Source organism: Onishia taeanensis (assembly GCF_900100755.1).
Lineage (GTDB): Bacteria > Pseudomonadota > Gammaproteobacteria > Pseudomonadales > Halomonadaceae > Onishia > Onishia taeanensis.
Map to the genome: position 1 here is coordinate 21787 of NZ_FNCI01000017.1, position 15496 is coordinate 37282.

A 15496-nucleotide genomic window follows, 5' to 3' on the forward strand; every position below is an offset into this window, starting at 1 on the left:
GTTCTTATTTCAGACGGCTATTCCAGCGGTGTCGCATGGAACCCTTTGGCGTCGGAATCAGGCGCAAGAACGGCGCCATGCAAGATTAAACCCTTTATTTTCAATTGATTAATTAACATCTTGAGCGCTATGCATGGCCATAGCCGGCCGCAAGACATCACATGCCATCCCAGGGCGTCCGAAAAATCGGACACTATCAAGCTCTAGCTCACGTAAAGGGCAGCCTACAGGCGTCCGAAATAGCGGACGACGTCCTGAAAACCGGACGCCTCAGTCGCTCAGCAGGCCGTGTCGGGTCAGCTTTTCATAGAAGGAAGACTTGGCGATGCCCAGGCGCTTGGCAGCGCGGGTGCGATTGCCATCGCATTCGGCGAGTGCCGCCAACAAGGCTTCGCGCTCGGCCTGAGCCAGGGTCGCCTTGAGCGAGGCGCCGAGCCTGGGTGGCTCGCCGTGGCGCTGGCGCAATGCCTCGGGCAGGTCGGCCACATCCAGGTGGTTGCCTCCCAAGTAGAAGGCCGCCTCCAGTACGTTTTCCAGCTCGCGCACGTTGCCGGGCCAGCTATGGCAGGTGAGACAGTCCATCGCCGCCTGACTGAGACTCGGGCAGCGCCGCTGGCGACGCTCGGCGAGCCTTGCCAGCAGATGGCGGGCCAATAGCGGGATATCGTCACGCCGCTCGCGCAGCGGCGGAATCACCAGCGGCACGACATTGATGCGGTAGAACAGGTCCTCGCGGAACTCGCCGCGCTCGATCAGGCTCTCTAGCGGCCGATGGGTGGCGGCAATGACGCGCACGTCCACCGGCACGAGGCTGGTCGCCCCCACCGCTTCGACCTCACGGTCCTGGAGCACCCGCAGCAGTTTCACCTGCATGGCCGGCGGCATGTCGCCAATCTCATCGAGAAACAGCGTGCCGCCATCGGCGAGCTGGAACTTGCCGGGCTTGCCGCCCTTGCGGGCGCCGGTAAAGGCGCCTTCCTCGTAGCCGAACAGCTCGGCCTCGAGCAGCGCCTCGGGAATCGCCGCGCAGTTGAGCTTGATGAAGGGGCCCTTGGCCCGCTCGGATAGGCGATGTAGCGCCTGGGCGTAAAGCTCCTTACCGGTGCCTGACTCACCGCGAATCAGCACCGAGGCATCCCCCGGGGCCACCTTGCGGACCCGCGCATTGAGCGCCTGGACGCCAGCGCTGTCGCCGATCACATCCGCCAGTTGCCAGCGGGTGCCCGGTGTGGCGCCCAGGGCGGCCGAGCGGTAGTAATCGACCTCGGCTTCCAACGCCTCTACCTGGGCGTTCATCTGCCGCCATTCCCAGGTGTCGTGATAGAGCACCGTGCCAATCGCGCCTACTACCTTGCCGTCGACGCGCACCGGATAGCGATGGGCAATCATGTGATGACCGCGCACCATCTGCAGCTGCGCAAGCTCAGCCTGGCCGGATGTCACCACTTCCGGCATGCGGGTGTTCTCGATGACCTCACGCACCGGCTTGCCGTACGCCGCCAGTGGATCGATCTCCAGGAAGGCGGCATAGGGGGCATTCAGATAGGCGATGCGCGACTCGGCATCCACCACCACCAGCCACTCGCCCATGGCATCCAGGCCACGTAGTAGAAGCGGCGAGGCAAGCGGCCCGGCCAGTGCTTGAGGGAAGATGTCAGAGCCCATGAACGTCGTGCCCTTGCGAAGAATATCCACCCAGCATTGACGCTGAGGCACTACCCAACAAGAGGACCTTGGACGTAGACGCCCCGCGCCACCCGCCGCCAAGCTGCGCGAATCATGCGTATCAAGAGCCGGGGTGATGTGTCCGGGCTCAAAACCCGGCAACTGAGACGGCAATGTGGCAAAAGACCACTTTTCCTTCATCGCCTATTTTCGGGATCATATATAAGAAAATCGTCTTGTCGCACGCTCGGCAGGCGCACAATCTATTGGATAACCCCACGCACCTAATTGAAGGATCTCTCATGGCGCACTCCTCTTCGCCCGCGCATCGCCCTCGCCTCGGCACTGGCCTGCTCGCCGCCTGGAAGGCGGGCTATGGGCTGGGAGACCTGCGCCATGACATCCTGGCCGGCCTGACCATTGGCATCGTGGCGGTGCCGCTCTCGATGGCGCTGGCAATCGCTACCGGGGTGGCGCCCCAGCACGGGCTCTATACCGCCATCGTCGCCGGCATCGTGATCTCCCTTACCGGCGGTTCACGCTTCAGCGTATCCGGCCCCACCGCGGCCTTCGTGGTGATCCTGCTGCCCATCGTCCAGCACTATGGGCTTGGGGGGCTGTTGATCGCCACGCTGATGGCGGGAATGATCCTGGTCGGCCTGGGGCTCGCCCGCCTGGGGGCACTGATTCAGTTCGTGCCCTACCCGGTGGTGCTTGGCTTCACCGCCGGCATCGCGGTGGTCATCGCCACCCTGCAGGTGCCGGACTTCCTCGGCCTCGAGGTAGCACGCGGCGAGCACTTCACCGACAGCCTGGTGAATATCCTGGCCGCCTTGCCTGAGACTCACTTGGCCGAGCTTGCCATCGGCGTCATCACCCTGGCGGTGCTGCTGCTGTGGCCGCGGCTGCGCACGCCAGTGCCCGCGCCGCTGGCGGGGCTGGTCGCCGGGGCACTGGCCGCCTATGTGGCCAATCACTGGCTGGGGGGCGACATCGCCACCATCGCCTCGCGCTTCGAGTGGAGCGCCGAGGGCGAGAGCGGCGTCGGCATTCCGCCGATCGCCCCAAGCTTCGCCCTGCCCTGGCATATGCCTAACGCCGACGGCGAACCGCTGGCGGTGAACTTCGAGCTTATCCGCTCGCTGCTCGGTCCGGCCTTCGCCATTGCCATGCTGGCGGCTATCGAGTCGCTACTCTGTGCGGTGGTCGCCGACGGCATGACCCGCACCCGCCATGATCCCAATGCCGAGCTGATTGGCCTTGGGCTTGGCAACATCGCCGTGCCCTTCTTCGGCGGCATCACCGCCACCGGCGCCCTTGCGCGTACCGCGACCAACATTCGCAGCGGCGCGCGTTCACCGATCGCCGCCGTGGTGCATGCGCTGGTGGTGCTGCTGGCGGTGATTGCGCTGGCCGGGCTGCTGGGACTGGTACCCATGACCTCGCTGGCCGCGCTGCTGTTCATCATCGCCTGGAACATGAGCGAAGCGCGGATGTTCGTGCACACCCTGCGCTCGTCGCCTGCGGGCGATGTGGCGATCCTGGCGATCTGCTTCGCGCTGACGGTGCTGTTCGACATGGTACTGGCGGTCTCGGTGGGCATGGGCCTGGCCGCCGCCCTGTTCATTCGCCGCATGACGCAGGTGACCCAGACCACCGCCCGCCCGCTCGATCGCCACCCCGAGATGCAGGACCTACCGCCCCAAGTCGCGCTCTACGACATCAACGGCCCGATGTTTTTCGGCGTCGCCGAGAAGGCCCTGTCGTCGCTGCAAATCGTCGACTCCAACGTCCGCATCGTGATGGTGGACATGCACGGCGTGCCGAGCATCGATGGCACGGCGCTCGTCGCCTTGCGCCGCATGGTCGAGGAGATGCGCCGCCAGAGCGTCGGTCTGATCCTGGTCGGCCTGTCGCCCCGTCAGATCGTCAAGCTGCGCCGGGCCGGCATTCGCACCACCGCCGGCGAACTGACGCACTGCGCGAGCCTCGCCCGCGCCAGGACCGTGGCCCTGCGCTGGCTCGGGCAAGGCCGCTCAGCACAGGGCTAACCAGCACAGAGCCAAGGCAGCCTGCCGAGCGTAGCAATACCTTCGCGGCAGGCTGCAGTGACAGACCCCAACTGCTAGTATTCTCGCCCGTTACCATTCTCATCCGTTACTGGTCTCACTGGTGACCCCATCGCATTGGGGAGCTGAATGGGCCTCTTTCGCAGGCTCGATCACCAGCCCTAGCACCGCAAGGAGTCAACCGCTTGTTCCGTTCCGCCCGTTCTCGGCCAGCCAGCATGGCTCGTCGTCTATCGCTGCACTTCAGCGCCTGGAGCGTGCTGACCATCGGCATCGCGCTGATCGTAGCGCTGCCGGTGATCGTGGTGCTTGCGCATATTCTGGTGCCCACCGACGGCATCTGGCAGCACCTGGCCAGCACCGTGCTGGGGGGCTATCTCACCAACACCCTCTTCCTGGTGGTGACGGTGGGGCTTGGCACCTTCGTGATCGGCACCGGTACGGCCTGGCTGGTGGTCATGTGCCGCTTCCCCGGCCGACGGCTGTTCGAATGGGCGCTGCTGCTGCCGCTGGCGGTGCCGACCTATGTGATTGCCTACGCCTACACCGACTTCCTGCAATACGCAGGCCCGGTGCAGACCTGGCTGCGCGAGGTCTTCGACTGGGGACGCGGCGACTACTTCTTTCCCGATATTCGCTCGCTGGGCGGTGCCGCGACGCTGATTACCCTGGTGCTCTACCCCTACGTCTATATGCTGACCCGGGCGGCCTTCCTCGAGCAGTCGGTGTGTGTGCTGGACGTGGGCCGCACCCTGGGACGCGGGCCCTGGCGGCTGTTCACCAGCGTGGCGATTCCGCTGGCCCGGCCGGCCATCGTCGGCGGCGTATCGCTGGCGCTGATGGAAACCCTCAATGAATTCGGCGCGGTGCAGTACTTCGGCGTCGACACCTTCACCACCGGCATCTACCGCACCTGGTTCGGCATGGGCGAGCAGGTCGCCGCCGCCCAGCTGGCGGCCTGCCTGCTGGCCTTCGTGATCATCTTCGTGTTGCTGGAGCGCTGGTCGCGGGGCAAGCGGCGCTACTTCCACACCTCGGGTCGCTATCAGCAGCTGCCGGAATTTCACCTGCGCGGCTGGCGGGGCGTGGCGGCCTGCCTGGGCTGCCTGACGCCGATCATGGTGGGCTTTTTGATTCCCAGCGGCCTGCTGACCTATCTCTCGGTGCAGGGTGGGGATGATCTGTTCGGGGCCCAGTTCCTGGAATTCGCCGGCAATAGCCTGGTGCTGGCGACCATCGCCGCCCTGGTGGCGGTGGGCCTGGCGCTGGTACTGAGCTATGGCGCTCGCCTCAATCCACGCCCGATCACGCGCCTGGCCACCCGCATCGGCGCCATCGGCTATGCGGTGCCCGGCTCGGTGGTGGCGGTCGGCATCCTGATTCCCTTCTCGTGGCTCGACCAACGCATCAACGGCTTCATGAACGAGCAGTTCGGCATGATGGTCGGGCTCTTGTTCAGCGGCTCCGCCTTCATCCTGATCTATGCCTATGTGGTGCGCTTCCTGGCGGTTTCCTTCAACGCCATCGAGGCGAGCCTAGGCAAGGTGACGCCGAGCATGGACGCCGCGGCCCGCACCCTGGGCCAGACCGCCGGTGGCACCCTGCGCCGCGTGCACACGCCGATCATCCGCGGCAGCCTGCTGGCCGCGGCCATTCTGGTGTTCGTGGATGTCATGAAGGAACTGCCGGCGACCATCATCCTGCGGCCCTTCAACTTCGACACCCTGGCGGTGCGGGCCCACAACCTGGCGGCGGACGAGCGGCTTGCCGAAGCCTCCACCGCCTCGCTGACCATTGTGGCGGTGGGAATCATTCCAGTGATTCTGTTGAGCCTGGCGATCCGCGGCTCACGCCCCGGCAGCGGCGCCATCAGCGGGAAAGACAAAGACCTGTGACGGGTCGAGGTTGATCAGCACGGGCTGCCCCTCTTCGGGCAGGAACACGCCGGGCACCCGGGCATGGAGGTGGGCTTCCCAGCCATCGGCGCCATGAGCGCAGATATGCAGGAGGCTCGAGCGCCCCAAGAGCTTGGCCATCACCACATGGCTGTGCTGACCATGGCTATCATCGCCATCGCCGTGGCGCCCATCGCCGGAGAGGGCCTCCGGCGGCTCGTCGAGGGTCGCGATCTTGAGCGCTTCGGGGCGAATCAGCACCCGCACCTGAGTGCCGTCGGCGATATCGTCCACCGGCACTTCACCGATCGGCGTCTTCACCCGGCCACCTTGTACCTCGCCGGCCATCTCGTTGACCTCGCCGAAGAAGGTCACCACGAAGGGATCTCGCGGGGCACAGTAGAGCTCCAGCGGCGTGCCCATCTGCACGATATGGCCATCACGCATCAAGGCGATGCGATCGGCCATGAACATCGCCTCTTCCGGGTCGTGGGTGACCAGCAGGGCCCCGGCGCCGACCCGCTTCAGCACGTGCAGGGTATCGTCGCGAATGCGGTCGCGTAGCCGCGCATCCAGACTCGAAAAGGGTTCGTCCAGCAGCATCAGTGACGGCGCCGGCGCCAGGGCGCGGGCCAGAGCGACGCGCTGCTGCTGGCCGCCGGACAGGGTGTGCGGATAGCTCTTGGCATAGCCTTCCATCCCCAACTGCTCGAGTAGTTCCATGGCCCGCGCACGGCGCTGCTTGCCGGGCAGCGACTCGAGGCCAAAGGCCACGTTGTCGAGCACGGAAAGGTGCGGAAACAGCGCCGAGTCCTGGAAGGCCAAACCGACATTGCGCTTTTCAGGCGGCACATGGGCCTTGCCGGGCCGGCCAATCGGTCGGCCGCCCAGGTCGACGCCGCCTTCCTGCACGGTCTCGAGGCCGGCGACAATGCGTAGCAGCGTGGTCTTGCCGCAGCCCGAGGGGCCCAGCAGGCAAACGACTTCGCCCTGCTCCACATAGAGGCTGACATCCTCGACCGCCTGGTGCTTACCGTAGGCATGGCGAATGTGATGCATGGCGAGGACGGGGGCCTCGTGGGAGACCTGGCGGTCAATCTCAGTCGGAATCGCTTGGGAGGTCATGGAAGCTCGTCGTCTCATCTCGTACGCCTACGGCCTGTGCCGCAGCGTGAAAGCGGGAATGCGTCCTAAATGCATTCCAGTTTACTCGCTTTGTCGGTCCCGACGCACGCCATGGCTCCATGACCTGGATCAGCCCCGGGGCGGGTTTTCGCGACTCTCACCCGCATCCGGCGCCAAGCGACCGCTATGGCAGTTGACGCAGCTCCCCGCAGGCGCTTCAATGGCAGCCAGTTAATGCAACGCATTATCATTCAAATCAGGTTCTCGACTATCCACGAGGTGTCCGATGCCCCTGCAACGCCGTCACGTTCTGCCCCTTGCCGCCCTGGTGGCCGGCTCCGCCTTTGCAAGCCAAGCGCTGGCAGAGTCCGTGAACATCTATTCGGCGCGTCATTACGACTCGGATCAGGCGCTCTATGACGCCTTCACCGAGAAGACCGGCATCGACGTCAACGTGCTCGAGGGCAACTCCGACCAGCTGATTCAGCGCATCCTCCTTGAGAGCGAGGCCGGCCCCGCCGATGTCATGATGACCGTGGACGCCGGCCGCCTGTGGCGAGCCGAAAAGGAAGACATCTTCGCCCCGGTCGACTCCGAGGTGCTGGATGAGCGGCTGCCTGCTTCCATGCACCACCCCGATGGCAAGTGGTTCGGCTTCAGCCAGCGCGTGCGCGCCATCTTCTATAACCCGGACGCCATCGACCCCAGCGAAATCTCGACCTATGAAGATCTCGCCGACCCGAAGCTCGAGGGCCGGGTTTGCATGCGCTCCTCGAACAACATCTACAACCAGTCGCTGCTGGCCTCGATGATCGCTCACCACGGTGAAGACGGCGCAGAGCAATGGGCGCAGGGCGTGGTCGACAACATGGCCCGCGACCCGGAAGGCGGCGACACCGATCAGTTGCTGGGCGTGGCCAGCGGCGAGTGTGATGTGGCAGTGGCCAACCACTACTACTACGTGCGCATGCTCGAATCCGACAACGACGCCGAGCGCGAGGCCGCCGAGTCGATCAAGATTCTGTTCCCCAACCAGGATGGCCGCGGCGCCCATGTCAACGTCGGCGGCGCCGGCATGATCAAGGGCGCCCCGCACCCGGAAAACGCTCAGCGCTTCCTCGAGTTCCTGGCCTCTGACCAGGCCCAGGAGATGTTTTCCAAGGGTAACCACGAGTTCCCGGTGGTCGACGGCGTCGAAATCGACGACGTGCTGGCCTCCTGGGGCGACTTCAAGCGCGATGACCTGAACGTCAGCGTGCTCGGTGAGAACAATCCCAAGGCGGTACGGATCTTCGACCGCGTCGGCTGGCGCTAAGCCCCGGCCGGTTGGCCTGATGCCATCATCGGCCGACAGCTACCGCGCCCGAAACGCACAGAGCAATGACAAAAAGCCCGCAACGGCTGCGGGCTTTTTTGCGTGGGTTCGGCATCTATCACCGCCGAGCCGCGACCCTGCTCAGCCGTGACGCGGGCCGGCGCCGCTGACGTCGATATCCACGTTGACCATCATGCCCGGCCCGATCAGGTCGATGGGCCCCTTGTCGAAGGCGATACGCACTGGCAAACGCTGAGTGATCTTGGTGAAGTTACCCGAAGGATTGGGGTCCGGCAGCAGGGCGAACTGGCTGGTGGCCGCGCGCCCGATATTGGTGATATGGCCCGAAAAGCTCTCGTCTGGGAAGGCATCCACCGCAATCGCGACCGGCTGGTCGAGGCGCAGCTCGCTGATGTCGGTCTCCTTGATGCGGGCTTCCACCCATAGCTTGTCCGGGTCATGCATCATCAGGATCGGCTGGCCGGCGCCGACATACTCGCCCTGATCGATAAGCGTCTTGTTGACCACGCCGGCGCTCGGGCTGGGCACCTGCAGATCGGCAATCCGCAGCCTTTCCTGATTCAGCTTGGCCTTGGCCTGCGCCAGCTCCTTGCGTGCCACATCGCGCTGAAAACGCAGCACTTCGGGGTTGGGCAGCGGCGCCTGCACGCCATTGAGAAAGCCAAGATGCGCATTGTCGGCCTGGGCCTGATTGACCGCGACTTCCTGGCTGGCCTGGTGGGCCTCCGCCTGAGCGGCCTCGAGGGTGTAGTAATCACGATCACGCTGCTGCTGCGACACCGAGTGCTGTTTGAGCAGTTCATCCGAGCGGCTGTAGTCGCTTCGGGCTTGCTCCAATCGCGCCTGGGCGGCCTGCTCGGCTGCCTTGCTGGCCGCGAGCTGCTGGTTGGCGATGTTCAGGCCGCCCTGAAACTGTCGGTTGGCCAGCGCCAGCCGCGCCTCCTGATGATCCAGCCGCGCCTGCATGGCCTCAACGCTGGCCTGCAGGGTGGCAAGCTTCTGTTCATCGGGCTCGCTGTACAGTTTGGCCACCGTATCGCCCCGCTCGAGGCGGTCACCTTCAATGATGCTGAAGTCAGTCACCCAGCCCGACAGCCGGCTGCTGACCGTGACCTGGTTGGCCATCACCCGGGCATCCTGGGCGCTGACATGACTGAGGCGATGCAGAATCGCCATGCCGCCCCATACCAGGCAGAGTGCGACCACGGCCACCAGCAAGGCCAGCTTGAACGCGGTCCTGCCGGTGAGGCGACGAGGGGTAGAAGTCGACGATGTCATGGGCTTAAGTCCTTGAAAGAGTCCTTAGATGAGAGCTTGGCTGAATACTCGAGCAGCCCTTCTGGCGGCCAGGTAATAAAGCTCAGCTGTGGGGCGCGCGCTGCCAGCGGCTTAGCAGCACCGAGGGAATCGCGACCACCAGCAGGCTGGCTACCAGCAACCAGAAGCCGTCCTGATAGGCGAGGATCGACGCCCAGATCGCCTCGACCTGGCCCGTCAGATAGCCGGCCATGGCCTGCTGCTGGTTGGCGGGCACGCCCAGGCGACCCACCAGTTCGACGAGCTGACTCAGCTGCTGCTGGGCCATATCGTTGCCCGCGGTAACGCCAGCGTTGAGCTGCTGGCCGTGCAGCACCGAGCGTCGGTCGAGCAGAATCACCAGGCCTGCCGTGCCCATGGCGCCGCCCAACTGCATGGCGAAGTTGATCACCCCCGAGCCATAGCCGGTGAGATGCCGAGGCAGGCCGGAGATCGCCTTCGACAGGGTCGGCGGCGGGAAGGACGCCATGCCCACCGACAGAATCGCCATCGCCGTTGCCAGATAGGCGAAGGAGGTATGCCAGTCCATCTGCGCCATCTGCCAGGCCGAAAAGACCGTACAGGCCAGCCCCGGCAAGGTGATCCAGTGCGGCGGGTAGCGGTCGCTGAGCCAGCCCACCAGCGGCACCAGAATGCCCAGCACGGCAGTGGACGGCAGGAATATCTGACCGGCGCTCACCGGGCTGTAATGCAGCACCGACTGCACGAACTGGGGCAGCAAGTACATGATTCCGTAGAAGGTCCCGCCGAACAGGAACATCGCCAGGGTGCCGACCAGAAAGATGCGATAGCCAAATATCGACAGATCCAGCAGCGGGTGAGCGGTGCGCTGCTGCCAAACCACGAAGACACCGGCGCAGGCCAGCGATAGCAGCACCAGCGCCGGAATGCGAGGGTCGTACCAGCCCCAGCGCTGGCCATTGGAAAGCGCCGTCAGCAGTGCGAATACCGCCGCGAACAGCAGCACTACGCCGGCCCAGTCAAAGGGCGGGCGCGGCCCCTTTTGCTCGCGGGCCGGCAGGAAGAAATACCCCATCACCGCCGCCGCCAAACAGATCGGCAGGGTGATGAAGAACACATAGCGCCAGGTGAAGCTCTCGACCAGCCAACCGCCGATGACGGTGGCCAGCGTCAGCGGCAGCCCCAGGCACATGCCATACATCGCCACGGCCATGCCCCTTTCCTGTGGCGGGTAGGCGGCGAACAGCGCCTGCATGGCCACCGGCCGAATCAACCCGGTCATTGCACCCTGCACGACCCGAGCACCGATCAGCGCCATCATGCCCTGCCCCAGGCCGCCCAGGATCGAGGCCGCCATGAACACCACCAGCAGGCCGATAAAGGTGGCACGCTGCCCCACCGCGGACACCAGCCAGGGCGCGATCAAAAGCGACACCGTGGTCGAGGCCAGGAAACCGGTGGAGAGCCACTGCACCTGGGAGTTACTCATGCCGAAGGCGCCCTTGATGTAGGGAATCGCCACATTGACGATGGTGATCGACATGCCCAGCGCCACCAGGCCCAGCATCACGGTCAGGGTGACCCACAGCTTGTAACGCGGGCCATAGCGCTCGAACAGCAAGTCTACCTGGCTCATGGCGTACCGCCGTGACACCACCAGGTTGCACGCATATCAGTGTCTAGTACCAACAAGCGACGCTCCCCTTGTGAGAAATCAATAAGATGAGAAATGACGAGACACGCAGCACAAAAAATGACGCTGCCTTGGCGGCGTTAGAAGATGAAGAACGGCCGGCATCGCGCAGGCCACAGAGATAGATAAACACCGCGGGGCTGGGTGGAACCGCCCCCCCCTTTGCGAGTGCAAAGGAGTCGTCCGCCCAGCACGAATAATAGCGAGTATATAATTTTCAGGCTAACAAGATAACCCACCACACCGAGTCATGTGCCGGCTCGGCGAGATGCAAAGCGGTGATGCGACCGGCCACAAACACAAGAAGGCCCGCAGCATGGCTGCGGGCCTTCTTGTGTTTGTCTCATATCTGCCTTGTTTTCGCCGGCTAGGAGGTCAGCTCAGGGCGTTCCTGACACAGGCGGTGAGCGATGAGCGTCTGCTCGAATCAGTCATTCAATCTACCACCGATTTAATCGGGCACGTCCGCGTCTCGGCCCACCCTAGGGAGCGCGACGACCACATTGTCACGAGGGGCTAGCGCAGGCGTGGGGATCGTCACGCTGGGTACGGCGTTCAGGGCCTTGAGCACCGCCTGACGGTCCGACCCGGCAAGATTCTCTTCGAGAACCTCCATGCTGTTGATTTCGCCGCATTCATCGCAATAGCAGCGCACCAAGTGATGGTAAGGCGTGAAACGACGCCACTGAGTAGGCTCCCTTGTGACCTCGATGGCTCCGCATGAGCACATGATGATATAGCTTTCATGAGGCCCTGCCCCTAGCAAAACACGCTCCATGTGCTCCTCGTCTTATCTGACCTTGCCTGCATGGATTCAACACCCAGCGGGTGAAACTTCTAGGGCGAGCAGTGAAAGCATTACCTCATGCGGCATCCCCCAGCACCGGACAAGACCACCGAGTAAAGCAGTAACCCTCATAGCAACGTTAATCGCCCCTACCAATCAACCTTCGATACGACCTTGCTCACGACGCCGTTGCCTGCTCAGGGCCAAAACAGGTCTTAGTACGGCATTTTCAATGCGATACCGATACATTGAACTGGCAGTATAGAAAACACCTGATTTATAGCATTATTTCCATAGTAGCTGTAGCCAAAAAGACGGCAAGTTTTTACTGGTTAATCCTTACGTAACTAATGAATTAATCACTTAAGCCAACGGCTCAGCAGCCGAGGCGCTCCGCCAAGCCCACCAACGAAGCCGCATGCAGGTCGTTGTCGAGCGCGCCGGACACGTCCTTGGACGCTGCCATCCCGAACTCATGCGGGCGCTCGATGTAGGCCGTTCTCAGGCCATGACAGCGGGCGCTATCGAGATCCTCTTGATGAGCCGCCACCATCATCACCGCCGCTGGCGGCACATCGAAGACATCGGCAACGCCAAGATAGGTGTCGGGATGCGGCTTGTACTGGCGGAACACCTCAGCAGAGAGGATGCAGTCCCAGGGAAGCCCGGCACGCTTGGCCATGTTAGTGAGCAAGCCCAGGTTGCCATTGGAAAGCGTACAGAGCGTGAAGCGTCTTTTGAGGCGCGTGAGCCCCTCCACCGCATCGGGCCAGGGGTCGAGCCGGTGCCAAACCCGGTTCAGGTGGCGCTTGTCTGCTTCGGAAAGCGAGGTGATGGCGAAGCGCTCGAGCAACTGATCGAGAATGCCGCGATGCAGGTCATCAAGGTGCGTCCAGCCCAGCTCACCGGACTGCACCCGCTGCATCGCCGGCTTGTAGCCCGCCCGCCAGGCCAGTGCGAACTCGCCGCCATCGACATCCAGCCCCAGCGCATCGACCTCGCGGGCGATGGAGCCGTACCAATCGACCACCGTACCGAACACATCGAAGGCCAGCACCTCGACCCTGTCCGCTCCCGCCATGATGTCCCTCCGCCGTGGTTTCCTCTGATACCCCCTCCTGTTATCCCTCGCCACCAGCGGCAAGTCCAGTCAGGCATCGCCCGCAGCACCATCGGCTAACATGACGGGCGTTAAGCCAAAACGTTGGCAGGCCCTCTTTCCCCCAGCTACGCCATTCGGTACTTTGAGTCATGACATTAGAGATGAAGCACATGACGAATAGCACCCTCGCCCCAAGCCGACCTTGGTGGCAAAGGCAGCAGGCGCACTTATTGGCACTACACAGCCACCAAAATAGAAAATCAATAAAAATCAGCAGCTTAAATAGGAAGCATAAGAATATTGAAAGCACACGTTTGTTCAAGTGGGGAAACGGGCAAGCTGCCTAATCACTGTTAACCATAAAAGGAGAAAAGCAATGGAGATAATTGCTGAAGTTTTGGAGCCGCAAGTTGCAGCTTCTGTGCGTGCATTAGAAAAGCTTTCGGCAAAAGAGAGGGAGAAGAAACCGAATGCACACTTTGCAGATAACTATAACCAGCTTCTAAATCTGGCTAAGGAAGCCCTTCCGGAAGTTCCAAACAAGCTATGGCCAGAAGAGGTAGGGAAAACCAATCCAGCAATGGGCCCGAACCACGCCGACGCTAACTATGTGGAAATACACTCATACCTTAACCAAGTCTTAGCGATACTATCTCAGCACATAGAGCCCGCCGAGATACTTGTAGGTTAACAATGCCAGTCACGGCGATTCCTACTACAATGCGGCTTCGCCTCCATTTCGTAGCCGCGCATGCTGGCTGGCGTTATGGTAGCAAAAAAGGGGGCAGCATGTGTTCGGAAATGATGATAAAAGTTATCGCTGGCATCCCAGCCACTATTATTGGCGGACTTATCGGTTTTTTGGCATCATATTTTATTAGCGCAAATAACGCCAGGAATGCTGCAGCAATAAAATTCAGATCAGTGATGATTCCAGAACAGGTGAAAATTGAAACGCAATTCCCCAAGAAACGCTCTGCCGATGGTACTAATTTTATAAATCACCCTATGTCAAAATACATAGCAGAGTCCTTGCCTTTGCACGTAGCTGCTATTGAAGAATTCAAGCCGTTTATAAAACGCCGGCGGAGAAATGAGTATATTCGAGCTTCCGACGACTACATAAAAAAAGCAAAAATGCATATAGGCCAAATCGAAGAATTAAAGGAAGTTATAAAGTTCTCAGAAAACCCATAGCAGGACACTACAGTTGACCGCCCAAAGCGCTGCCACGCTTTGGGCGGCTAACTGCGATTAGGCGTTGTATTTCCGGAGGTTGAAAATTGAATATTAATCTCATAACGGCCCTTATAGGCATTTTTGCTGGTGCCGTGGGGTATTGGTTTTCCACCTTCTCGGTACAACCAGTACTACGGTTTCGTGAGATTCGGGCGCGGGTACATTCTGAGTTCATTTTTTATGCTCAGGTTATAAAAGCTGACAACCTGAATGACGAGATGAAGGAGTTTCATAGGGAACGCATAAGATCAAATTGCAAGTCGTCAGCTGAACTTTCCGCAGCATACATAGAGCTTCCTGGTTGGTACAGGCGCTATCTCAGATGGAGGGGGCTCCGGCCTGAAGAGGCCGTGAGGCATCTAATCGGATACTCGAATACCTATGGCTATGATGATGCACAGAGCCTTGAAGACAGAATCAAGAAGGATCTGGATCTACCGAGAGAGATATAACCAGACCAGGTGCGGCAGCACCTACTAAACTGCGGGTTCCGTGCCTGCTGCAGGGCAGCATGAAGTACGCTCGCCTTGACGTACGTACAGATAGGCGTACACCTATTAAAGTTTTAACGTGTACGAGATGCGTCATGACTAGGATTACAGCGACTGAGGCGCGCAGCAACCTTTATCGATTGATTGACGAGACCGCCGAGTCCCACCAACCAATCGTCATTATGGGTAAGCGTAACAAAGCGGTTTTGGTATCCGAGGAAGATTGGTCGGCCATTCAGGAAACAATTTACCTGCTATCCGTGCCGGGAATGCGTGAGTCTATTCGCGAGGGGGTGGACACCTCCGTAGACGAATGCGATGAGGAGCTGGACTGGTGACATGGAAATGGGTTTACACCAAGCAAACCCAGAAAAATGCCAAGAAGCTAGCGTATGATGGCGCTAAACGTCTCCAACCTCGGATATCCATGACGCCTATAGAAGCGAAAAACCTGCCGGTCAGCGAGGTCGCCTGCTCGAACTGCCAGGCCTGCTGCTGCCGGTTGGAAGTGGTCATCTTGACCGACACCGGCGTGCCGGAACGCTATATCGAGGTGGACGAGTGGGGCGGAGAGACGATGCGCCGCCTGGAGGATGGCTGGTGCTCGGCACTCGATCGCGACACCTTGATGTGCTCGATTTATGAGAACCGGCCGCTGATTTGCCGGGAGTTCGAAATGGCCTCCGATGAGTGCCTTACCGAGCGCGCGGCGAGCATGTAGCGCATTCAAGCACGGCTTATCCAGCCAGCGCTTACCCTACCCACATCCGCCCATATCCGCCCACATCCGCCCGGCCAAAGCCGGGCTGATGCTTT

At 61.5% G+C, this 15496-nt stretch carries 13 protein-coding genes; 7 read left to right on the forward strand and 6 right to left on the reverse strand.

Annotated elements, in window-relative coordinates:
- Nucleotides 1-270: 270 nt before the first annotated feature.
- Entirely contained in the window at nt 271-1665 is a 1395-nt protein-coding gene (locus BLR71_RS15520; protein WP_092528449.1) for a sigma-54 interaction domain-containing protein, read from the reverse strand.
- A 302-nt stretch (nt 1666-1967) separates the two neighbouring features.
- On the opposite strand from BLR71_RS15520, the gene dauA reads away from it, so the two are divergent.
- The gene (gene dauA, locus BLR71_RS15525; protein WP_092528451.1) at nt 1968-3716 is read left to right on the forward strand and encodes a C4-dicarboxylic acid transporter DauA; all 1749 of its coding nucleotides are present in this window, start codon (nt 1968-1970) and stop codon (nt 3714-3716) included.
- A gap of 236 nt (nt 3717-3952) precedes the next feature.
- The gene (locus BLR71_RS15530; protein WP_092528539.1) at nt 3953-5629 is read left to right on the forward strand and encodes an ABC transporter permease; all 1677 of its coding nucleotides are present in this window, start codon (nt 3953-3955) and stop codon (nt 5627-5629) included.
- Here BLR71_RS15530 and BLR71_RS15535 read toward each other — a convergent pair.
- Nucleotides 5582-6754, reverse strand: a complete 1173-nt coding sequence (locus BLR71_RS15535) for an ABC transporter ATP-binding protein (protein ID WP_092528453.1) — start codon at nt 6752-6754, stop codon at nt 5582-5584. The genes BLR71_RS15530 and BLR71_RS15535 overlap by 48 nt on opposite strands.
- A gap of 286 nt (nt 6755-7040) precedes the next feature.
- Between BLR71_RS15535 and BLR71_RS15540 the strand changes: the two genes are divergently transcribed.
- The gene (locus tag BLR71_RS15540; RefSeq protein ID WP_092528455.1) at nt 7041-8069 is read left to right on the forward strand and encodes a Fe(3+) ABC transporter substrate-binding protein; all 1029 of its coding nucleotides are present in this window, start codon (nt 7041-7043) and stop codon (nt 8067-8069) included.
- Nucleotides 8070-8210: 141 nt separating this feature from the next.
- On the opposite strand, the gene BLR71_RS15545 is transcribed toward BLR71_RS15540, so the two are convergent.
- From BLR71_RS15545 to BLR71_RS15560, 4 genes are all read right to left on the reverse strand, one after another.
- Complete coding sequence (locus BLR71_RS15545) at nt 8211-9368, reverse strand: HlyD family secretion protein (RefSeq protein WP_092528457.1); 1158 nt, start codon at nt 9366-9368, stop codon at nt 8211-8213.
- Between the two features lie 82 nt (nt 9369-9450).
- Entirely contained in the window at nt 9451-11004 is a 1554-nt protein-coding gene (locus tag BLR71_RS15550) for a DHA2 family efflux MFS transporter permease subunit (RefSeq protein WP_092528459.1), read from the reverse strand.
- Nucleotides 11005-11512: 508 nt separating this feature from the next.
- Nucleotides 11513-11677: a hypothetical protein gene (locus BLR71_RS17690; RefSeq protein WP_175491706.1), complete on the reverse strand. Its 165-nt coding sequence runs from the start codon at nt 11675-11677 to the stop codon at nt 11513-11515.
- 547 nt (nt 11678-12224) lie between these two features.
- Nucleotides 12225-12929, reverse strand: a complete 705-nt coding sequence (locus tag BLR71_RS15560; RefSeq protein ID WP_092528463.1) for a haloacid dehalogenase type II — start codon at nt 12927-12929, stop codon at nt 12225-12227.
- A 397-nt stretch (nt 12930-13326) separates the two neighbouring features.
- Between BLR71_RS15560 and BLR71_RS15565 the strand changes: the two genes are divergently transcribed.
- From BLR71_RS15565 to BLR71_RS15580, 4 genes are all read left to right on the forward strand, one after another.
- Nucleotides 13327-13641 carry a hypothetical protein gene (locus tag BLR71_RS15565; protein ID WP_092528465.1) on the forward strand — a complete coding sequence of 105 codons (315 nt, stop codon included), beginning with the start codon at nt 13327-13329 and terminating at the stop codon, nt 13639-13641.
- Between the two features lie 2 nt (nt 13642-13643).
- Nucleotides 13644-14147 (forward strand): hypothetical protein, encoded by a 504-nt coding sequence (locus BLR71_RS17525; RefSeq protein WP_175491707.1) that lies wholly within the window; start codon nt 13644-13646, stop codon nt 14145-14147.
- A 628-nt stretch (nt 14148-14775) separates the two neighbouring features.
- Nucleotides 14776-15018, forward strand: coding sequence for a type II toxin-antitoxin system Phd/YefM family antitoxin (locus BLR71_RS15575; protein WP_092528469.1), 243 nt, complete (start codon nt 14776-14778; stop codon nt 15016-15018).
- An 89-nt stretch (nt 15019-15107) separates the two neighbouring features.
- Nucleotides 15108-15401, forward strand: a complete 294-nt coding sequence (locus BLR71_RS15580; RefSeq protein WP_092528471.1) for a YkgJ family cysteine cluster protein — start codon at nt 15108-15110, stop codon at nt 15399-15401.
- Nucleotides 15402-15496: the final 95 nt, after the last annotated feature.